This is a genomic window from Pseudomonas sp. Van50 (assembly GCF_055390755.1).
Genome location: NZ_AP024343.1, coordinates 6,961,461 through 6,982,954, shown reverse-complemented (window position 1 = coordinate 6,982,954; position 21,494 = coordinate 6,961,461). Strand labels below are relative to the sequence as shown.

Sequence of the window (21,494 nt, the reverse complement as noted above, 5' to 3'; positions counted from 1 at the left end):
TTACGGAAACTTCCCGCATGAAACGTACGCCTCATCTGCTTGCCATTCAGTCCCACGTGGTGTTCGGTCACGCTGGCAATAGCGCCGCGGTGTTTCCGATGCAGCGGGTCGGCGTGAACGTCTGGCCTCTCAATACCGTGCAGTTTTCCAATCACACCCAGTACGGCCAATGGGCCGGTGAGGTGTTGGCGCCAGAGCAGATACCGGCATTGGTAGATGGCATTGCCGCTATCGGTGAGCTGGGGCATTGCGATGCGGTGTTGTCCGGTTACCTGGGCAGCGCGGCTCAGGGGCGGGCGATTCTGACGGGCGTGGCGCGGATCAAGGCCGCCAACCCCAAGGCGCTGTACCTGTGCGACCCGGTCATGGGGCACCCTGAGAAGGGCTGCATCGTGGCGCCCGAGGTGAGCGAATTTCTCCTGGAAGAAGCCGCTGCCGTGGCGGACCTCATGTGCCCGAACCAACTGGAGCTGGACAGTTTTTCGGGGCGCAAGGCGCAGTCGTTGCTGGACTGCCTGGCCATGGCCCGCGCGTTGCTGGCCCGTGGCCCGAAGGCGGTGCTGGTCAAGCACCTGGCCTACCCCGGCAAACCCGATGACAGTTTCGAAATGCTGCTGGTGACCGCCAATGACAGTTGGCACCTGCGTCGTCCACTGCTGGCTTTCCCGCGCCAGCCGGTGGGGGTGGGCGATCTGACGTCGGGCCTGTTCCTGGCGCGGATTCTGCTGGGGGACAGTTTGGTCGCGGCGTTCGAATTCACCGCCGCGGCGGTGCACGAAGTGTTGCTGGAGACCCAGGCCTGTACCAGCTATGAGCTGGAACTGGTCCGCGCCCAGGACCGGATCGCCCATCCACGGGTGCGCTTCGAGGCTGTGCCAATCAGCCTCTGATCGCCCGTGGAGATGCTGCAAATCCCTGTGGGAGCGAGCTTGCTCGCGATGAGGCCATCACACTCAACATCGATGCTGGCTGTGACACCGCCATCGCGAGCAAGCGCGCTCCCGGCGGCCGATTAAGGCCCGTCCGCCTTGATCTCCTGGTAGCGCCTCTCCAGTTCCTGGCGGATCTGCCGGCGTTGCTGGGCTTGTTCGTAGCGGCGTTTTTCTTCGCTGTTTTGCGGCTGCAAGGGCGGCACGGTCGCGGGTTTGCGTTGGTCATCCACCGCAACCATGGTGAAGAAGCAACTGTTGGTGTGGCGCACCGAGCGCTCGCGAATATTTTCGGTCACGACTTTGATGCCCACTTCCATCGACGTGTTGCCGGTGTAGTTCACCGAGGCCAGGAAGGTCACCAGTTCGCCGACATGAATCGGCTCACGAAAGATGACCTGGTCGACCGACAGGGTCACCACGTAGCGTCCGGCGTAGCGGCTGGCGCAGGCGTAGGCGACTTCGTCGAGGTATTTGAGCAAGGTGCCGCCATGGACATTGCCAGAGAAGTTGGCCATATCGGGGGTCATCAACACCGTCATCGACAGCTGGGCGTTTCCGGGTTCCATAACGTACTCACGGTTCAAGGCAGTCATTCGGGAGGCACCTCTGCGGGTGCTAGGGGTGGCCTGCGAACAGGTCACCAGGTTTTAAAAACCACACGATATCGGGACGCTGCGCCTGTGGTTGCCGTCACGCGCCGATGGATCTGTTTCCATATATTGCACCGTCTTTTTGTCGGAAGTCGCGGTGTTACCCTTCAAAAGCCCGTTGCGAGGGCAATTCCTACAGAGGAAACGGATTTCTCCAGCTCTGCAGTGAGTCATTTTTGAACAGGGAGCCCCGACATGCATGCCATCAGTTTCATCCAGGATTTGGCGATCATCATGATGGCGGCGGGGTTGGTGACCGTACTCTTTCATCGTTTCAAACAACCGGTGGTATTGGGCTACATCGTGGCCGGCTTCATCATTGGTCCGCACACGCCACCGTTCGGCTTTATCCATGACGAAGACACGATCAAGACCCTGGCCGAGCTCGGGGTGATCTTCCTGATGTTTTGCCTGGGCCTTGAATTCAGCCTGCGCAAACTGTTCAAGGTCGGCGCCACGGCCTTCATTGCGGCGTTCCTCGAAATTGTGCTGATGATCTGGATCGGCTACGAAATCGGCCGCTGGTTCGACTGGAGCACCATGGACTCGCTGTTCCTCGGCGCCATCCTGGCCATTTCCTCCACCACGATCATCGTCAAGGCGCTCAACGACCTGAAGATGAAAAACGAGCGCTTCGCCCAGCTGATTTTCGGGGTGTTGATCGTCGAGGACATCCTGGGCATTGGCATCATTGCCTTGCTATCGAGCATTGCCGTCAGCGGCACCGTGAGCTCCGGCGAAGTGTTTTCCACCGTCGGCAAGTTGTCGCTGTTCATGATCGTCGCGTTGGTCATCGGCATTCTGCTGGTGCCGAGGGTGCTGGCCTACGTGGCGAAGTTCGACAGCAACGAAATGCTGCTGATTACCGTACTGGGCTTGTGTTTCGGCTTCTGCCTGCTGGTGGTGAAACTGGAATACAGCATGGTGCTCGGGGCGTTCCTGATCGGTGCGATCATGGCTGAGTCCCGGCAGCTACTGAAAATCGAGCGGCTGGTGGAGCCGGTGCGTGATCTGTTCAGCGCGATCTTCTTCGTCGCCATCGGGTTGATGCTCGATCCGGCGATACTGTTGCAGTACGCCTGGCCGATTGCGGTGATCACTGGCGCAGTGGTGCTCGGCAAGATGCTGTCCTGCGGCCTTGGTGCTTTTATCGCCGGCAATGACGGACGCACCTCGCTGCGCGTTGGGATGGGGCTTTCCCAAATCGGCGAATTTTCCTTCATCATCGCTTCGCTGGGGATGACCCTGCAGGTCACCAGCAATTTCCTCTATCCGGTCGCGGTCGCCGTCTCGGTGTTGACCACACTGATGACGCCGTACCTGATCCGAGCTGCCGACCCGCTGTCCGTCAAGCTGGCAACGGTCATGCCGCAGCGCCTGACGCGGGTGCTGGGGATGTACGGGGAATGGCTGCGTAGCATCCAACCCCAGGGTGAAGGGGCGATGGTGGCGTCGATGATCCGGCGGATTTTGCTGCAGGTCGGCGTCAACCTGGCGCTGGTGATTGCGATTTTTGTCTCGGGTGGTTTTTTCGCCGAACGGATGTCGGCTTACCTGCAAGCCTGGATCAGCGACCCGAGCTGGCAGAAAGCACTGATCTGGGGTGGGGCGTTGCTGCTGTCGCTACCGTTCCTGATCGCCGCGTACCGCAAACTCAAGGCGCTGTCGATGCTGCTGGCGGAAATGGGCGTGAAGCCGGAGATGGCTGGCCGCCACACCCAGCGTGTGCGTCGGGTGATCGCCGAAGTGATCCCGATTCTCTCGCTGTTGGTGATTTTCCTGCTCTTGGCAGCCTTGTCGGCCAGCATTCTGCCGACCAACAAGTTGCTCGTACTGATCGCCGTGGTGGCGACTGCCGTGGCGGCATTGCTCTGGCGCTGGTTCATCCGCCTGCATACGCGGATGCAGGTGGCCTTGCTTGAAACCCTGGACAACCACAAGGAGTCGTCCGGGCATTGACCGGCGGCGGGGCTCAGCTTTCCAGCCAGACGTCCCGGGCCCAGTGCCAGACCGATTCCCAGGTTTCCTCGGCGATCAGTTCTTCTTCGGCCTGCCACAGCACCACCGTGCCGTCCTCTTCGACGCAGTAATAATCGTCGCCGTCCTGGCAGATCGGGATCAGGCTGCGGTCGACACCGGCATCCCAGGCGTTGGCGGCCACGTCCGGCAGGTAGGTGTGGGATTGTGGATCGGTGACGGTCACCGGCTCCAGGCTGCCGTAGACGACATCGCTGACGGTCAGCAAAAACTCCCTGAAGACGAATGGGATATCGATGAACAGCTGCTCTTCGATCTCTACCAGCAAATCTTCGTCGGGCAACTCCAGCGGGACCGGTACGGGTTCGTTGGCTTCACGCAATTGTTCGATGATTTCTTCCACGTCCGGGGATCCTCTTTCTCGATGGCGCGGTTTTATATGAAGCGGTTTATACAGTAGCTCGCTATAGATGCAACCGCGAAATAGAAAACCCCGGCCTGGGCCGGGGTTCTTTTATTTCAACATGCAAAACGGGCAAAGGTTCAACCGTTCTGGCGGATACCTGCCACCAGCCAAGGCTGGTCATCGCCCTGGGCGCGTTCCATGTTCCAGCTTTCGCTGAACGCTTCGCCCTTGTCGAAGCGAGAATCCTTCGACACACCGATGAAGGTCAGGGTGGCGATGGTCTTGTCGGCGCGATCGTCGACACCGTCCAGTTGCACCTGCAGGTTATCGATGTAGGTGGACTGGAAGCCATCACCCAGCTCGGCTCGCTCGCGCTTGAGGAACTCCAGCAGTTGCGGGGTCACGAACTCGGCGATCTTGTCCATTTCGTTCGCGTCCCAATGCTGCTGCAGGGCCATGAAGTGGTTGCGCGCGGCTTCGATGAAGCGCTGCTCGTTGAACCAGGCCGGCGCATTGATGACCGGACGAGCGGCCACAGGCGCTGCCGAACCACCGAAGATCGAACCACTGGCAGGCTGCTGGTTGAACACTTCACGCTGCATCGGCGCGTGGCCGGCTGGAGCGAGTTGCTCCTGCTGCTTGCGACGACGAGCGGCAATGAAGCGGAAGACCAGGAAGGCGATGACCGCCATGATCAGGATGTCGAAGATCTGCATGCCCTGGAAGCCGTCGCCCATGAACATGGAGGCGAGCAAGCCACCGGCGGCGATGCCGGCCAGGGGGCCGAGCCAGCGGGAAGCGCCGCTGGCCTTGGTGGCAGCGCCAGCGGCACCGGCCGCGCCTGCGGTGGCAGCGGTGGAGCCGGCGGCAGAAGACGGCGCCATCTGGCTGGTCTGGTGAGTCGGGGCTGCCCCCGAGCTTTTACCACCGCCAAAGCGCTTGGCGGCATTGGCATCGATGGCCATCGTCAGGCCGATGCACAACGCCATGGCGACGCTAAGAAAACGTTTCATATAAAGGCATTCCCATTTGTGGATAGCACGCGGGCCATGTTGCACAGCTGAACTGTTGCTGGCTAGCGGCAGAGTGTTTCTGGCTTTTGCATGACAGGTGAGGTTCAGCTTCAGCTGTGCAAGAGGGCCTGTTCGCTTTGGGCTGTAGGAAAAGTAAATAAGTTTGGTCGGAGACTAATGTGGGATAGGGAGAAATACCTGTGGGAGCAAGGCTTGCCCGCGATAGCGATCTGTCTGGCGCACCTGTGTCGAATGTGCCACCGCCTCGCGGGCAAGCCTTGCTCCCACAGCAAGGTCCTTCTTACGAAATCTCTAGATCGCCTCGAGCTTGGCATACCCCAGCATCAGCCACTTGCTGCCTTCGCTGAAGTTCACCTGCACCCGGGCCTGGGCGCCGGCGCCTTCGAAGTTGAGGATGACGCCGTCGCCGAACACCGAGTGCCGCACGGTCTGGCCGAGGCTGAAGCCGGTTTCCGGGATGTCGCTGCCGCCGAACAGGCTGCTGGTGCTTTGTTGCTGGCCGCCGCCGAACGGTCGGCTGACACTGTTGGACAGCCGAACTTCCTGGATCAGGCCCTTCGGCACTTCACGTACGAAGCGCGACACCTTGTTGTAGGTCTCGCTACCATAAAGGCGTCGGGTTTCGGCGTAGGTCAGCACCAGATTCTGCATGGCACGGGTGATACCAACGTAGGCCAGGCGCCGTTCTTCCTCCAGGCGTCCCGGTTCTTCCAGGCTCATCTTGTGGGGGAACAGGCCTTCTTCCATGCCCACGAGGAACACGTAGGGGAATTCCAGGCCCTTGGCGCTGTGCAGGGTCATCAGCTGGATGCTGTCTTCATGTTCGTCGGCCTGGGTGTCGCCGGCCTCCAGGGAGGCGTGACCCAGGAAGGCCGACAGCGGCGACAGGTCTTCGTCTTCTTCGGTGTTCTCGAAGTTGCGCGCGGCGCTGACCAGCTCCTCGAGGTTTTCCACCCGGGCCTGGCCTTTCTCGCCTTTTTCCGCTTCGTGGTAGGCGATCAGGCCGGACTGCTCGATGACGGTCTGGGTCATCAAGTGCAGAGGCATCTCCCCGCACTTGGCGGCCAGGTCTTCGATCAGGTCCATGAAGGCCTTCAGGGCGCCGGCGGCGCGACCGGTCACGCCTTTGTTGGCCACCAGTTGGCGCATGGCTTCCCACATGGACACGTGGCTGTGGCGCGCGTGATCGCGAATCGCTTCGACGGTTTTCTCGCCGATGCCTCGCGTCGGCACGTTGATCACCCGCTCCAGGGCCGCGTCGTTGCCACGACCTTCGAGCAGGCGCAGGTAGGCCATGGCGTTCTTGATTTCAGCACGTTCGAAAAAGCGCTGGCCGCCATAGATGCGGTAGGGGATCCGTTCGCGCAGCAACGCTTCTTCCAGCACCCGCGATTGGGCGTTGGAACGGTACAGGATGGCAATGTCGCTGCGGGCCAGGCCGGTTTTCAGCGCGCTCTCGATGGTTTCCACCACGTAGCGGGCTTCATCGTGTTCGTTGAAGGCGGCGTAGAGGTTGATCGCCTCGCCTTCGCCGCCGTCGGTCCACAGTTCCTTGCCCAGGCGCCCGGTATTGTTGGCGATCAGGGCGTTGGCGGCCTTGAGGATGCCGGCGGTCGAGCGGTAGTTCTGTTCCAGGCGGATGACTTCGGCGTCAGGGAAGTCCGCCGAGTACTGGTGAATGTTCTCGATCTTGGCGCCGCGCCAGCCGTAGATCGACTGATCGTCGTCACCCACCACCATCAGGCTGTCGCCGCCCTTGGCGAGCAGGCGCAACCAGGCGTATTGCACGGCGTTGGTGTCCTGGAATTCGTCCACCAGTACATGCCGGAAGCGCTTCTGATAGTGGGCCAGCAGGCCTGGGTGGTCGCGCCACAGGTCCAGGGCCCGTAGCAGCAGCTCGGAAAAGTCGATCACCCCGGCACGCTGGCACGCCGCCTCGTAGGCTTCGTAGATGCTGCGCATGGTCGCCAGGAACAAGTCGCCGCTGGCCTGGATGTGCTGCGGGCGCAGGCCTTCGTCTTTCTGGCCGTTGATGAACCATTGGGCCTGGCGCGCGGGCCAGCGTTGCTCGTCCAGGCCCAGCTCGCGGATCACCCGCTTGACCAGGCGCTGCTGGTCGTCGCTGTCCAGGATCTGGAAGGTCTGGCTCAGCCCGGCTTCCTGCCAATGCGCCCGCAACAAGCGGTGCGCCAGGCCGTGGAAGGTGCCGACCCACATACCGGCGGGATTGATGCCCATCAGTTGTTCGATGCGATGGCGCATCTCGGCCGCGGCCTTGTTGGTGAATGTCACCGACAGGATCGAATGGGGCGAGGCGTTCTCGACCTGGATCAACCAGGCGATACGGTGCACCAGCACTCGGGTTTTACCGGAGCCGGCACCGGCCAGGACCAACTGACGACCCACGGAGGCAGCTACGGCCTGACGTTGGGCATCGTTGAGGGAGTTCAGCAGAAGGGAGAGATCATCGCGCATCGGGGCATTCTAGGGTGCGGCGTCACCCCGGGCAAACCGAGCTTTGCATCAGCCGATAGAAAGACCGCTTGGTGATGACCGGCGGGTCACAGGCTACAGGCGTTGGCGGGACTCGCTCGGGAGTGGCGCCACCCAATGAAATAGCGACTTTTTTCCTGGTTTTTATGAGCTGGGGCAGTGTGGGATGGCCCATGGCTTGTGTATGCTCGGTGCTCGTTTCGGGTTCTCCACGCTTGACTGAATAAGAACAAGAACAGTGCCAATGACCCTCAATTCCGATCCGGCGGGCCCCTGTGTGGAACCGCGGGTCATCTGCAAGCAGTACGCCACGGAGATGGCGGTCGAGCGAACACGTCTGTTGTATCAAGGCTCACTGCTGCCTACGCTGTTCATGCTGCTCAATGGCCTGGTCTGCGCCGCGCTGTTATGGGAGCCGCGGCGCTATTTCCTGGTCAGCGTCTGGCTCGTCTGGTTGTTGTCGCTGGTGGCGCTGCGGGTGATCCAAGTGGCAGCTTTCGATTCGGCGATGCCAGGCCGCCAGGCGCATCCGATCTGGTTGCGCATGTTTTTGCTGGGCTCGGCGATGACCGGCCTGACGCTGGCCGGGGCCGGCATCGCGTTGGTCCCGGCCGACAGCTTCCAGCAGCAGGCCTGGGTGTTCGGCCTGATTGGCGCGGCGGTGCTGTCGGCCAGTGTGGCCTATGCCGTGAGCCTTCCAGCGTTCCTGTCCTTCACCTTGCCCTGCCTGTTACCGGCCATCGGTTATCTCTTCTGGGGCGGCGATGAGCAGCAACATGGGTGGGGCTGGCTGGGGTTGATCGTGCTGGTTTCCCTGAGCGTAGTGGCCTGGCAAGTCAATCGCTTGATCCAGAGTGGCATGCTGCGCCGCTTCCAGAACCAGGCCCTGATCGAGCATCTGCAGCAAACCCAAACCCGCAGTGCGTTGCTCAACGAGGCACTGGCCCGGGAGGTCGAGCAACGTCGCTCGGCCGAGGAGAAACTGCGGGCGGCCCAGGTTGGCCTGGAGGCGCGGGTCGCGCAACGCAGCCTTGAACTGGAGGTCGCCAGCCAGGCCCTGAGCAAGAGCGAGGCGCGCCTGGCCCTGGCCCTCAAGGCCAGTGAGCTGGGGTTGTGGGACTGGAACCTGCAGACTGACGAAGTCCATCACACCCAGCTCAAGGAGTTGTTCGGCCTGGAGCCCGAATACGTCACGGCGATGCTCAGCCACCTCACCCCGCGCCTGCACCCCCAGGACGTGCCGGCGCTCAAGCGGGCCCTGGTCGAACACCTCAAGGGTCGCAGCGAGGATTACCAGATCGAATACCGTGTGCGTCATGGCGATGGTCACTGGGTCTGGATCGAAGACCGCGGCCGGGCCGTGGAGCGGAGCGCGAGCGGACGGGTGCTGCGCATGGTCGGCACCCGGCGCGACATCAGCGCCAGCAAGGAACTCGAGCAGCAACGCCAGCTGGCGGCCACGGTGTTCGAGGCCGCCAGCGAAGGCATTGTGATTTTCGACCCCAACTACCTGCTGCTCGCCGCCAATCAGGCGTTCACGCGGGTCACCGGTTTCAATATCGAGGACATGCTTGGGCGCAACGTGGTCGACCTGCCGTGCAGCCGCGATGCGCGCCGGCACTACCCCGTCATTCGCCAATCGCTCAAGCAGCACGGCACCTGGCAGGGTGAGTTGGTGGAGGCGCGGGCCAACGGCGAGCTGTATCCGCAGTGGCTGCAACTGAACGTCGTGCGCGATGCTCGGGGAAATGTCAGCCATATCGTGGGCTTCTTCGCCGATCTTTCGGCACGGCGCGAATCCGAAGAGCGGATGCGCTACCTGACCCATTACGACGAATTGACTGGGTTGGCGAATCGTTCGCTGTTTCGCGAACGCCTGAACGAAGCGCATCAGCGGGTGCGCCAGGGTGGACGGCGCAGCCTGGCGTTGCTGCATATCAACCTGGACCGTTTCAAATTGCTCAACGACAGCCTCGGCCATGACATCGCCGACCAGTTGTTGCAGAAAATGGCGCGGCGCCTGATCAATGCACTGCCCGAGGCGGATACCATCGCCCGGTTATCCGGCGATGAGTTTGCGGTGTTGTTCGATGCCTACGGCAACCTTTCAAGCCTGGCGCGGGTGGCGACCCGATTGGCTTCCAAGCTGCGCGTGCCGCTGACCATCGAGGGCCATGAGCTGGTGCTCAGTGCTTCCATCGGCATCAGCTTGTTGCCTGACAACACGCGGGAAATTGCCACGCTGGTCAGCCAGGCGAACATGGCCATGCAGCACGCCAAGCATTTGGGGGCAACAACTTCCAGTTCTACACCGAGAGCCTCCAGGCCAGCACGCTGGAGCGCCTGCAACTGGAAAACCAACTGCGCAAGGCCTTGGAAGAGCAACAACTGACGGTCTTTTATCAGCCGAAACTGTGCCTGGCGACCGGTCGCCTGAACGCCGCCGAGGCGCTGGTGCGCTGGGATCATCCGGCCATGGGGCGGGTTCCGCCGGGGGATTTCATCGGCCTGGCCGAAGAGACCGGGTTGATCGGGCCGATTGGCGAGTTCGTGTTGCGCCAGGCCTGTTGGCAGGCGTGCGAATGGCAGCGCCAGGGGCTCGAGCCGATCAGGGTGTCGGTCAATCTGTCGGTGCATCAATTGCGCCAGGGCAAGCTGGTCAGCCTGGTGCGACAAGTGCTGGAAGAAACCGGTCTGGCGCCCCAGTACCTGGAGCTGGAGTTGACCGAGAGCCAGTTGCTCGACAGCGTCGAACACATCATCGCCACATTCCAGCAATTGCGTGATCTTGGGGTCAAACTGGCGATCGACGATTTTGGCACCGGCTACTCATCCCTGAGCTACCTCAAACGTATCCCGGTGGACTACGTGAAGATCGACCAGGCATTCATTCGCGGGCTGGGCGAGGGCAGCGTGGATACCGCCATTACCCGGGCAATCATCGCAATGGCCCATGGGCTGTCGCTCAAGGTAGTGGCCGAAGGCGTCGAGCGGCAGGAGCAGCTCGATTTCCTCAGGAACGAGCGTTGCGATGAGGTGCAGGGGTATCTGATCAGTCGGCCAGTGGAAGCTGATGGGCTGGCCGGGTTGTTGCGGATGCAACACTTGACTGAATGAGTCAGATCCTCGATTGGAACTTCCCGCCAGACGCTTTTAGTGTCTGGCGGGAAGTTATTAACATGCGCTTAGTTGGTCACGAGTACGTCATCAATGTGATGCAGCAACTGCCCTTCGAAAAAAATGCTCACGCCGGTGACATGAGACTCGCCGGGTACTTTGTATTCGACGACTTTGTCGGTTATGACCGGCAGCGAAACTTCAGTGGAAGATTCAAGTTTCAATTCCAGTCGCAGATCAAAGGACTTGTCCTGCATTGGGCTTCGTACCAGCGTTGGCGTAATGCCGGTGTGGGGTACGGTTACAGTGCCAAAGGTACGGAACGACGCGGCACCTGGCATGCGATCGATTTGTGCGGTCCAATCTTTAGTTGTGATTTTCATGATAGTAACTCCTGTAGTTAGTTGATTGCGTCCTGCGGGAGCCAATATATCGACTTTGACTTGATAGTGTCTGGGAAATTGCGATTGGGATTGTAAGAAGACGTTAGTTGTTGAGTGAGTTGTCAGATTTTTCGTGGGTCATATTATCGATGACGGCCGGAGTATGTTGTTGGGGAAGTAGTCAGTGATTGAATAGATGGTTTTCCCCCAGCCAGAGGCTCAGGTCGCGTCTGGGGATCAACCGATCGGCAGCGCAGAGGGTTGGCGCTACGGTCCAGGCTGCTACATCTGGCGATCCTCGGCCAAAACAAAGGGGCGGCGCGGCAATCCAGTTACGTTTTGGACGGGCAAAGCGCCAATTCTTGTAGTATAACTACAAGCTTGCTACATCCCGGCATTTGCCCATAACAAGAGTCCAGCCCCTTGAACCTGTTGCAACACATCGCCCAGTCACGCCACTTGCTGCGCAAGTCGGAGCTGAAAGTCGCCGATCACGTACTGCTTGATCCCGCGGCCGTGATGCATAGCTCCATGGCCGATCTTGCCCACAGCGTCGGCATCAGCGAACCGACCATCGTGCGCTTCTGCCGGGCCATCGGTTGCTCGGGTTTCCAGGACCTGAAACTCAAGCTGGCGCAAAGCCTGGCCGCCGGGGCGAGCTTCGGTCAGTTTGCGATCCATGAAGATGACTCGGTGGCGGACTACAGCCTGAAAATCTTCGACACCACCCTGCATACGCTGATGGAGGTTCGCGAGAAGCTTGACCCGGTGGCGTTGCAAAAAGCCGTCACGGCCATGTCCCAGGCCCAGCGTGTCGAGTTCTATGGTTTCGGCGCTTCGGGCGCGGTGGCGGCCGATGCCCAGCACAAGTTCTTCCGGTTGCTGCTCACGGCGGCAGCCTATTCCGACCCGCACATGCAAGCCATGTCGGCGGTGACGTTGAAACCCACCGATGTGGCGATCTGTATTTCCCAATCGGGGCGTTCCAAGGATCTGCTGATCACCGCGAACCTGGTGCGTGAAAGCGGTGCCTCGCTGATCACCTTGTGCCCGAGCCAGACGCCACTGGCGGAGCTGTCCACGGTGAACCTGGCCATCGACGTGCATGAAGACACCGAGATCTATACGCCGCTGACCTCGCGCATCGCCCACCTGGTGGTGATCGACGTCTTGGCAATGGGCGTCGCCATGGCCCGTGGCCCGAGCCTGGTCAACCACCTCAAGAGCGTGAAGCGCAGCCTTCGCAGCCTGCGGCTGTCGCCCAAGTCGGTGAAGGCGCTGGACGACTGAGCCCCGGTCTTGAAACTTGGGGCTTCTGTGGCGAGGGAGCTTGCTCCCGCTGGGTTGCGAAGCGACCCCCAAACGATTATCCAGACACGCCGCATTGGCAGGTGCGACTGCTGCGCAGCCGAGCGGGAGCAAGCTCCCTCGCCACAGGGTGTCATCCGCCCGAATTCATCGTTCTGTAACCCCCGCGCCGCCAAACGGTCATCGCGCGCCTTCATCGTGAAACTCCCGTATACGTCTTGGGAGTCTCGACATGACCCAGTCCTACGAAGAACGCAGCGCCGTCAAAACCCGTCGTCAGCAGGAAGATCAGCGCCGCATGGCGTTCCGTCGCGCCATCGAAGACCGCTATGAGCAGCGTCAGCTCCTGGCCGAGATCAGCGAATTTCCTGACGCGGCAGAATTCAATTACTGGCAGGCATCGTCGGCGGTTTCCCGTCGAAACGCTCAACCAGGCCAATGATCTGAGCGCGCTCGCCGCGCACGAACGCCAGGAAGGCGTGGGCCACCGGTGACAGGCGCTTGGCCCTGGCCTGCACCAGACACCAACTGCGGTACAGCGGCAATTCCTCCACCGGCAGCTCGATGAGTGCGCCGGACGACAGCTCCCGGCTCACGGCGTGGCGCGTCAACAGCGCCACGCCCAGCCCGGCCACCACGCATTCGCGCTGGGCCTCCGCCGACGCCACTTCCAGCGTCTGGGTGAAGTGCACCCGTTTCTCCTTGAAGTATTCCTCGCAGGCCAGTCGTGTGCCGGACCCCGGTTCGCGCAACAGCAGCGTGTAGGGCTCCAGGTCCTGCAAGCGCAGCGGACCCAGGTGGCTCAGCGGATGATCGGGCGGCGCCACGGCGACGATCGGATTGTTGAGGAAGGGCAGGAACTCCAGGCCCATGTCCTGGGGCACCATGGACATGATCACCAGGTCGTCACGGTTGTCCGAGAGGCGGCGGATGACCTGGCCCCGGTTGACCACCGTGAGGTTCAGATTGACCTCCGGATGCTGGCGCTTGAACGCGGCGAACAGGTGCGGCACGAAGTACTTGGCGCTGGACTCCACCGCCAGCTTCAATTGACCTTGCAGCGACCCCTGCATGTCCGAGAGCTGCATATCGAGGTTTTCCAGGCGTCCGAAGATGTCTCGGCTGGCACGTTGCAGGGCTTCGGCGGCTTCGGTCATGTAGAGTTTCTTGCCGACATACTCGAACAGCGGCTGGCCAATCAGCTCTTCCAGGGATCGAATCTGTAGGCTAACGGCCGGTTGTGTGAGAGACATTTCGTCGGCTGCACGGCTGTAAGACCTCAGGTCGCACACCTCGTTGAAAATTTGCAATTGACGCAATGTCATACGCATCAATGACTTACGCATTTTCTAAGCACTCTGGGGTGGGGCGGGTAACGCAACTATAAGTCTTTGCTTATGCATGACCCAATAATTATTCATTTTTGTTAATCCACGGCCAGGACTAGTGTGGAGCTGCGACCAATTGTTACATCTGGTCACGCGTCGGCCTGGACCTCAGGCCGTGGTATCACCGGCTCAAGGGAACCTCCAATTGATAACAAAGATCCTGATCGCCAACCGTGGTGAGATTGCCGTCCGCATCGTGCGCGCTTGCGCCGAGATGGGCATTCGCTCGGTCGCGGTCTACTCCGACGCGGACCGTCATGCGTTGCATGTCAAGCGTGCGGACGAGGCCCACAGCATCGGCGCCGATCCGCTGGCCGGCTACCTCAACCCGCGCAAACTGGTGAACCTGGCGGTGGAAACCGGCTGCGATGCCTTGCACCCCGGTTACGGTTTCCTTTCGGAAAACGCCGAACTGGCGGACATCTGCGCTGAACGCGGCATCAAATTCATTGGCCCGTCGGCGGAAGTCATTCGCCGCATGGGCGACAAGACCGAAGCGCGCCGCAGCATGATCAAGGCCGGTGTGCCGGTCACGCCAGGCACCGAAGGCAACGTATCGGGCATTGAAGAAGCGCTGACCGAAGGTGATCGGATCGGTTACCCGGTGATGCTCAAGGCCACGTCTGGCGGCGGCGGTCGCGGCATCCGTCGCTGCAACAGTCGGGAAGAACTGGAACAGGCCTTCCCCCGGGTCATCTCCGAAGCCACCAAGGCATTCGGTTCGGCGGAAGTGTTCCTGGAAAAATGCATCGTCAACCCCAAGCACATCGAAGCGCAGATCCTGGGGGACAGTTTCGGCAACGTGGTGCACCTGTTCGAGCGTGATTGCTCGATCCAGCGCCGCAACCAGAAGCTGATCGAAATCGCCCCGAGCCCGCAATTGACCCCCGAGCAGCGCGCCTACATCGGCGACCTGTCGGTGCGCGCGGCCAAGGCCGTGGGCTACGAGAATGCTGGCACCGTGGAGTTCCTGCTCGCCGAAGGCGAGGTGTACTTCATGGAGATGAACACTCGGGTGCAGGTGGAACACACCATCACCGAAGAAATCACCGGTATCGACATCGTTCGCGAACAGATCCGCATCGCTTCCGGGCTGCCACTGTCGGTCAAGCAGGAAGACATCCTGCACCGGGGTTTCGCGTTGCAGTTCCGGATCAACGCCGAGGACCCGAAAAACAACTTCCTGCCCAGCTTCGGCAAGATCACCCGCTACTACGCCCCTGGCGGCCCGGGTGTGCGCACCGACACGGCGATCTACACCGGCTACACCATTCCGCCGTTCTACGATTCGATGTGCCTGAAACTGGTGGTCTGGGCGTTGACCTGGGAAGAAGCGATGGACCGTGGCCTGCGAGCCCTGGATGACATGCGCCTGCAGGGGGTCAAGACCACCGCCGCGTATTACCAGGAGATCCTGCGCAATCCGGAATTCCGCAGCGGCCAGTTCAATACCAGCTTCGTTGAAAGCCACCCTGAACTGACCAACTACTCGATCAAGCGCAAACCCGAAGAGCTGGCCCTGGCCATCGCCGCCGCCATTGCCGCCCACGCAGGCCTGTAAGGAAAGTATGACCATGTCCAAGAAGATCTTTGTTACCGACACAATCCTGCGCGACGCCCACCAATCGCTGCTCGCTACCCGCATGCGCACCGAAGACATGCTGCCGATCTGCGACAAGCTCGACAAAGTCGGCTATTGGTCGCTGGAAGTCTGGGGCGGCGCGACATTCGACGCCTGCGTGCGCTTCCTCAAGGAAGACCCGTGGGAGCGCCTGCGCCAACTGCGCGCGGCGCTGCCCAACACTCGCTTGCAGATGCTCCTGCGCGGCCAGAACCTGCTGGGCTACCGCCATTACAGCGATGATGTGGTCAAGGCGTTCGTGGCCAAGGCCGCTGTCAACGGCATCGACGTGTTCCGTATTTTCGATGCGATGAACGACGTGCGTAACCTGCGGGTCGCCATCGAAGCGGTGAAGGCCGCCGGCAAGCACGCCCAGGGCACCATCGCCTACACCACCAGCCCGGTGCACACCATCGAGGCGTTCGTGGCCCAGGCCAAGCAGATGGAAGCCATGGGTTGCGACTCGGTGGCGATCAAGGACATGGCCGGCCTGCTGACCCCGTATGCCACTGGCGAACTGGTGAAAGCGCTGAAGGCCGAGCAATCGTTGCCGGTGTTCATCCACTCCCACGACACCGCCGGCCTGGCCGCGATGTGCCAGCTCAAGGCCATCGAAAACGGTGCCGATCACATTGACACTGCGATCTCCAGCTTCGCCTGGGGCACCAGCCATCCGGGCACCGAATCGATGGTCGCGGCCCTTAAAGGCAGTGAATTCGACACGGGTCTGGACCTGGAGCTGTTGCAGGAAATCGGCCTGTACTTCTACGCCGTGCGCAAGAAGTACCACCAGTTCGAAAGCGAGTTCACCGCCGTGGACACCCGCGTCCAGGTCAACCAGGTACCAGGCGGGATGATCTCCAACCTCGCCAACCAGTTGAAAGAGCAGGGCGCACTGAACCGGATGAACGAAGTGCTGGCGGAGATCCCGCGGGTGCGCGAAGACCTCGGCTTCCCGCCGCTGGTGACCCCGACCTCGCAGATCGTCGGCACCCAGGCGTTCTTCAACGTGTTGGCCGGTGAGCGCTACAAGACCATCACCAACGAAGTGAAGCTCTATCTGCAGGGCGGCTACGGCAAGGCGCCGGGTTCGGTGAGTGAAAAGCTGCGTCGCCAGGCCATCGGCAGCGAAGAGGTGATCGACGTGCGTCCGGCCGATTTGCTCAAGCCGGAAATGACCAAGCTGCGTGGCGAAATCGGTGCGCTGGCCAAGTCCGAAGAGGACGTGCTGACCTATGCCATGTTCCCGGACATCGGTCGCAAGTTCCTCGAAGAACGCGACGCCGGCACCCTGACCCCGGAAGTGCTGCTGCCGATCCCCGAGGCGGGCAGCGTCAGCTCCGCGGGCGGCGAAGGTGTGCCGACCGAGTTCGTCATCGACGTTCACGGGGAAACCTACCGCGTCGACATCACCGGTGTGGGCGTCAAGGCCGAAGGCAAGCGTCACTTCTACCTGTCCATCGATGGCATGCCGGAAGAGGTCGTGTTCGAACCGCTCAATGAGTTTGTCAGCGGCGGCAGCAGCAAGCGCAAGCAAGCCACTGCGCCGGGCCATGTCAGCACCACCATGCCGGGCAACATCGTCGATGTCCTGGTCAAGGAGGGCGACGTGGTGAAGGCCGGCCAAGCGGTGCTGATCACCGAAGCCATGAAGATGGAAACCGAAGTGCAGGCGGCCATCGCCGGCAAGGTCACCGCCATTCATGTGGCCAAGGGCGACCGGGTCAACCCGGGCGAGATCCTGATCGAGATCGAAGGCTGACTGAACAGCCTCGATACAACGTTTTAACCTCGGGGGGCATGTGCTCCCCTTTTTTTTTGCCCATTTTCCGCAGTCCTTTGTGGGAGCGAGCCTGTGGGAGCAAGGCTTGCCCGCGATAGTAGTGCCTCGGTACCAAGCTGGATCCGAGTCGCTTGCATCGCGAGCAAGCTTTGCTCCCACAGGGGAGGGTGGTGTCTGCCGAAAATGAGTCAGAACATCATCCGCCATTGCCCCATCAGCGCGCCGTTGCGATTGTCCTGGCCGGTTTCGCCCTGGTAGCTCACCCCCAATGTGTGTCGTGGCGAAACGGCCAGGTCCAGGCCGGCTTCCAGGAGCAAGCTGTCCCGGTCCAGCTCGATGCCCTCGACGGTATAGGCCTTGCCGCCGTCGACCAGGCGCTGCCGAGAACTGCCTCGGACGTCGCCATAGAGGTGTTTCCAGCCGACATTCAGGCGCGGCGTCAACCGCGCTCCCTGGTCAAGAACGAAGGGGCGGGCGAGGTGCAGGCCCAGTTCGCTGGTGTAGTGATCTTGGGTCTGGCTCTCGAACCGCAGCGCCGCGTCGCCACCTTTCTCCGTGAAGCGATCGCGTTGGTAGCGCTGGTAACCCAACTGGACATAGGGCTCGATATCGAAATGCCCGACGTCCAGGTTGTAGCCGACTTGCCCGAAGACCTGCTGCGTGTTGGCGTCGTAACGACCTTTGAGTCGATCGCTGAAACCGTTGAAAGCCACGTGGCGCTTGGTGCTGCCGTCGTGATCGCCATACACCGCGCCCAGGCGTAGCGCCAGCGGCCCATCCTGGCGCAAGGCATAGGCGCCGACATGCCAACTGTCGAGCCGGCCATCGAATCGATGACCGTCCAGCCGCGTCTCGCTCTTGGCGCCGATGACCCCCAGGCGCCAAGTCGGGTTGATCGTCCAGTCGGTTCCCAGCAGCAAACCGGTTGTCGAATGCTTTAGCGCGTAGTCGTCCAGATGCTTACCGATACGGCCACTGTTGCCGATGGCCTGGACCCAGACCTGCCCATTGCCATGGGTGCCCTGCGAAGTGTTCTGGCCCATGGCCGCGAGTATCCCGGTGCTGATGGGCGCGACACTGCTCAGGGTAGCGTTGCCCAGGTCAGCTGTGTCGTATCCGCTCAACTGGTCGAGGGCATCGGCGGCGGTGACCCGGTTGCTGCCGAGCAGGGCGTTGATGGCGGCGTTGGGCTTGGGGCCCGGTTGGGTGGTTTGCGCTTGGCTGGCGGGAGTGGGCGTGGCGCGGGCGATTTTTGCGGGTTCCGCGGGCTTGGGTGTGACGTGGTGGGGTGGCGGCTCGGTGGCAGGCGGTTGTGGGGCTGTTGCCGTGACGACGTGTTCTGAGGCCGGCGCCAGGATGCTGGCTGCAAGTGCCTGGCCGCTATCAGTGGTCGCGGCCTGTTCGAGCGGGACATTGTTACGTGTGTAGGTCAGGCCGACCTGTTTTCCTGTGGTGTAGTCCACTGTAGCCGTCATGTACGCAAGGTCATTGACGATCTTCCCGAATTCCCCCTCGACCGTATCCGCGTCGATCACGATGTGTCTGCTCGTGTCGATGTATTCGCCCGGTACGGCTGCGATTTTCAAGATGGCATTGTCCAGGGTGGCGGTGCCGCCGACCTTGATCGTGGCGCTGCCTTTCTTTGCGTCGATGCCATAGACCAGCGTCGCGCCCTTGGAAAACCTGAGGTCGTTGACCACTGAAGGGGCGCCCATGTCAGGGCCGACTTCCAGCGAGCCCGCTACGTCCAGCGCGTCGACCGTTCCGCTGCCGCTGAACCTGGCCTTTTTCCCCACGAAGACCGGCCCGGCGACGAAGCCCTGGTTCGCGAACTCACCCAGAACGTGAACCGCACCACCGATACGGCCGGTGTTGATCAATTTGGCGTTCGAATCAATCAGGCTGCGGCTGTCGAAATCCTTGCCGTTCGACCATTCGCCTCGCTTCAAATACACATCCTGGATATTGCGTATCTCGCCTAACTCGCCGCCCTTGGCGATCTCCAGTTGCAAGACATTGGCACCGCCGCCACCGTCGGTGAGCCCGATGAGTTCGCCTTGCCTGCTGACAACCACCAGATCATTGCTGTCGTCCTTGGACAGGGGCGTTTCCCGGGCTTTGATGACTCTATCGATATTTGTATCCGGCTTATCCGCGAACGCCTTGAGACGAGCCTGCATCTCGGCGGTTGTTTCGAAGGGGCGGGTTTCCCCGGTAACTGGCTGAGCTGTCGAAACCTCGGCACAGCCAAGTACCAAGGCTATGGCCAGCGCGAGGTGTTGGGGCAGGAACAGGTGTTGGGTAGGCATCGAATGCGACCTCTCATGAAGGAGGTCGCACTTTAAAAATTTCACCCTGGGCGGCGATGCCAGCCACTTTCTCGCCGTGGGAAAGATTCGGCGGATGAAATCTGTAGGCTGCTTGTGCTGCGATCAGCGTGGCGGTTCGTTGGCTTTCATGGTTCGAAGCTTTGCCTTACAGCCCGTACGGACCTTTCTATTTGACCGGCATTTGACGGAGCAATGCCTCACCACTCGGCACCTCGCCTAGGCTCGGTGTGCATGGTTAGAAATGAACGCGTATCTCCTGTGGGAGCGAGCTTGCTCGCGATGGCGGTGAGGCAGCTTGCGATGATGTTGGCTGTGCCTACGTCATCGCGAGCAAGCTCTCTCCCACAGGTTTTTGTACCGTGCCATGTGAGTGAGTCATACCGGCAACGCTGGCAACGGCTCAGCGGTTATTCAGATACGCCTTCCCATAATGCCGCTCCATCCGTGCCTGGATCAGCTCCAATGCAATGGACATCAACCAGTAAATGATCGCCGCCGTGGTGAGCATTTCGATGTAGCGATAGCTGGAACGACCATAGGACTGCGCCAGGAACATCACCTCCCAGACCCCCATCACCGAGATCAGCGAAGAGTCCTTGAGCATCGAGATGAATTGGTTGGTGGTCGGCGGGATGATGGTGCGCATGGCCTGGGGCAGGGTGACGCGCCAGAAGATCACGGTTTCGCTCAGGCCCAGGGCGAGGGAGGCTTCGCGTTGGCCGTTGGGGACGCCGAGGATGCCGGCGCGGAAGATTTCGCTCAGGTAGGCGCCGTAGTTCAGCGACAGGGCGATGATCCCGGCGGCGATGGCGCCCGGGACCACGCCCAGTTGGGGCAGGCCCAGGTAGATCAGCAGGATCTGGATCAGCAGGGGCGTGCCGCGAAAGAACGACGCGTAGAAACTGGCGATGCCGAACGCCACCGCACTGCTGGACAGCCGCGCCAGGGCGGTGATGAAGCCCAGCAATGACGAGGCGACGATCGAGCACAGGCACAGGAACAATGTCAGCACCGCACCCTGCAAAAACCCATTGGGCGCCAGGTGCACACCCAGCAGGTTCGGCAGTTTGTCGAGGATGATGGAGAACTTCAGGTCGAAGCTCAGGAAGAAGCTCGCGAACAGCACCAGCATGGCCGCCCAGGTCAGGTACAGCCGGGTGCGGAAACCGAAGATTTTCTGCAGGCGTGACTCAGCCACCGATGGCGGTGGCTGAGGGGGTGGAAAAGAAGTCATTGGGTGATGTCGGCGCCGATCCATTTTTGCGAGAGTTTGCTCAAGGTGCCGTCCTGTTTCAACTGGGCGAAGACTTCACGCACCTTGCTGTCCCATTGGGCGTCGCCTTTTTCGATGGCCACCGAGTTCGGTTCGGAATAGAGCGGCTCGCCGGCCACCTTGAAGCGCTTGTCTTCGGTCAGGCGCGGCTGGGCCGTCACCAGGTTGGTCAGCACCGCGTCCAGGCGCACCCCGGCGCCCAGGCCCAGGTCCTGGAACGCCACGTTGTCGGTGTCGTACGGGGCGACCTGCACGTCCTCGAACGGATAGCTCAGTTGGGTATCCTCGGCACCTTCGATCACCAGGTTCTTGTTCAGGTAGCTTTCGTAGCTGGAGGCGCTGGTGAGGCCGACTTTCTTGCCGCTCAAGTCCTTGGCACCGTGGATACGGTCGTCCTTGGCGTTGACCACGATCACCGCGGGCGAAGCGTAGTACTGCACCGGGAAGTCGAACACTTCGGCGCGGGCCTTGCTCGGCGTCATGGAGCAGATGCAGATGTCATAGCGCCCGCTCCAGTGACCGGCCGCGATCACGTCCCAGGACGGCGTCTCCAGGCGCAGCTTCACCCCCAGTTTCTGCGCCACGGCCTTGGCCACGTCGACGTCGAACCCGTCGAGCTGGTTCTGATCGTTGAGGAACGAGAAGGGCGGATAGCTTTCCATCAATACGCCGACCAGTTCTTTTTTCTGTTCGATGCGATCCAGCGTGGCACCGGCAAACGCTTGCGAAGAGGCGGCCAGCAGCGTCAGGCCCAGGGCCAGCAATGGTTGTCGTTTCATGTGAGGGCCCTGTTAGAAAA

The 21,494-nt window shown here is 61.2% G+C and carries 15 protein-coding genes and 1 pseudogene; 7 read left to right on the top strand and 9 right to left on the bottom strand.

Going from position 1 to position 21,494, the window contains the following annotated elements:
* The first annotated feature begins 17 nt into the window (after positions 1-17).
* Positions 18-890 carry a pyridoxal kinase PdxY gene (gene pdxY / locus ACZ5M5_RS30330; RefSeq protein ID WP_464738380.1) on the top strand — a complete coding sequence of 291 codons (873 nt, stop codon included), beginning with the start codon at positions 18-20 and terminating at the stop codon, positions 888-890.
* A gap of 122 nt (positions 891-1,012) precedes the next feature.
* Here the strand turns inward: pdxY and ACZ5M5_RS30325 are convergent, their stop codons facing one another.
* Positions 1,013-1,498, bottom strand: coding sequence for an acyl-CoA thioesterase (locus ACZ5M5_RS30325; RefSeq protein WP_060739964.1), 486 nt, complete (start codon positions 1,496-1,498; stop codon positions 1,013-1,015).
* A gap of 279 nt (positions 1,499-1,777) precedes the next feature.
* Between ACZ5M5_RS30325 and ACZ5M5_RS30320 the strand changes: the two genes are divergently transcribed.
* On the top strand, positions 1,778-3,541 hold the full coding sequence (locus ACZ5M5_RS30320) for a cation:proton antiporter (RefSeq protein ID WP_464738379.1): 1,764 nt from the start codon (positions 1,778-1,780) through the stop codon (positions 3,539-3,541).
* 13 nt (positions 3,542-3,554) lie between these two features.
* Here ACZ5M5_RS30320 and ACZ5M5_RS30315 read toward each other — a convergent pair whose 3' ends face one another.
* From ACZ5M5_RS30315 to uvrD, 3 genes are all read right to left on the bottom strand, one after another.
* A complete protein-coding gene (locus tag ACZ5M5_RS30315; RefSeq protein ID WP_003187120.1) occupies positions 3,555-3,962 on the bottom strand; it encodes an SMI1/KNR4 family protein in 408 nt (135 codons plus the stop codon).
* 140 nt (positions 3,963-4,102) lie between these two features.
* A complete protein-coding gene (locus ACZ5M5_RS30310) occupies positions 4,103-4,978 on the bottom strand; it encodes a Tim44 domain-containing protein (RefSeq protein ID WP_060739966.1) in 876 nt (291 codons plus the stop codon).
* Between the two features lie 312 nt (positions 4,979-5,290).
* Positions 5,291-7,474 (bottom strand): DNA helicase II, encoded by a 2,184-nt coding sequence (uvrD, locus tag ACZ5M5_RS30305; protein WP_060739967.1) that lies wholly within the window; start codon positions 7,472-7,474, stop codon positions 5,291-5,293.
* A 262-nt stretch (positions 7,475-7,736) separates the two neighbouring features.
* Here uvrD and ACZ5M5_RS30300 point away from each other — a divergent pair.
* Positions 7,737-10,609: pseudogene (locus ACZ5M5_RS30300) on the top strand (putative bifunctional diguanylate cyclase/phosphodiesterase).
* A 68-nt stretch (positions 10,610-10,677) separates the two neighbouring features.
* Here the strand turns inward: ACZ5M5_RS30300 and ACZ5M5_RS30295 are convergent.
* On the bottom strand, positions 10,678-10,992 hold the full coding sequence (locus tag ACZ5M5_RS30295) for a hypothetical protein (protein WP_060739969.1): 315 nt from the start codon (positions 10,990-10,992) through the stop codon (positions 10,678-10,680).
* Positions 10,993-11,415: 423 nt separating this feature from the next.
* On the opposite strand from ACZ5M5_RS30295, the gene hexR reads away from it, so the two are divergent.
* Positions 11,416-12,282 carry a transcriptional regulator HexR gene (hexR, locus tag ACZ5M5_RS30290; RefSeq protein ID WP_003187110.1) on the top strand — a complete coding sequence of 289 codons (867 nt, stop codon included), beginning with the start codon at positions 11,416-11,418 and terminating at the stop codon, positions 12,280-12,282.
* A gap of 250 nt (positions 12,283-12,532) precedes the next feature.
* Positions 12,533-12,742, top strand: coding sequence for a PA3496 family putative envelope integrity protein (locus ACZ5M5_RS30285; protein WP_060739970.1), 210 nt, complete (start codon positions 12,533-12,535; stop codon positions 12,740-12,742).
* Here the strand turns inward: ACZ5M5_RS30285 and ACZ5M5_RS30280 are convergent.
* Positions 12,684-13,646: a LysR family transcriptional regulator gene (locus ACZ5M5_RS30280; protein ID WP_060739971.1), complete on the bottom strand. Its 963-nt coding sequence runs from the start codon at positions 13,644-13,646 to the stop codon at positions 12,684-12,686. The genes ACZ5M5_RS30285 and ACZ5M5_RS30280 overlap by 59 nt on opposite strands.
* A 187-nt stretch (positions 13,647-13,833) precedes the next feature.
* On the opposite strand from ACZ5M5_RS30280, the gene ACZ5M5_RS30275 reads away from it, so the two are divergent.
* Together ACZ5M5_RS30275 and oadA are read left to right on the top strand one after the other, a co-directional pair.
* A complete protein-coding gene (locus tag ACZ5M5_RS30275; RefSeq protein ID WP_025216234.1) occupies positions 13,834-15,249 on the top strand; it encodes an acetyl-CoA carboxylase biotin carboxylase subunit in 1,416 nt (471 codons plus the stop codon).
* Positions 15,250-15,262: 13 nt separating this feature from the next.
* Positions 15,263-17,071, top strand: coding sequence for a sodium-extruding oxaloacetate decarboxylase subunit alpha (oadA, locus tag ACZ5M5_RS30270; RefSeq protein ID WP_060739972.1), 1,809 nt, complete (start codon positions 15,263-15,265; stop codon positions 17,069-17,071).
* A 209-nt stretch (positions 17,072-17,280) separates the two neighbouring features.
* Here oadA and ACZ5M5_RS30265 read toward each other — a convergent pair whose 3' ends face one another.
* The 3 genes from ACZ5M5_RS30265 to ACZ5M5_RS30255 all read right to left on the bottom strand — a co-directional run bounded on the left by ACZ5M5_RS30265 (position 17,281) and on the right by ACZ5M5_RS30255 (position 21,474).
* Positions 17,281-19,401, bottom strand: a complete 2,121-nt coding sequence (locus ACZ5M5_RS30265; protein WP_464738378.1) for an autotransporter outer membrane beta-barrel domain-containing protein — start codon at positions 19,399-19,401, stop codon at positions 17,281-17,283.
* Positions 19,402-19,822: 421 nt separating this feature from the next.
* The gene (locus ACZ5M5_RS30260; RefSeq protein WP_060739974.1) at positions 19,823-20,656 is read right to left on the bottom strand and encodes an amino acid ABC transporter permease; all 834 of its coding nucleotides are present in this window, start codon (positions 20,654-20,656) and stop codon (positions 19,823-19,825) included.
* Positions 20,653-21,474, bottom strand: coding sequence for an ABC transporter substrate-binding protein (locus ACZ5M5_RS30255; protein ID WP_464738377.1), 822 nt, complete (start codon positions 21,472-21,474; stop codon positions 20,653-20,655). Before ACZ5M5_RS30255 ends, ACZ5M5_RS30260 begins: the two co-directional genes overlap by 4 nt.
* Positions 21,475-21,494: the final 20 nt, after the last annotated feature.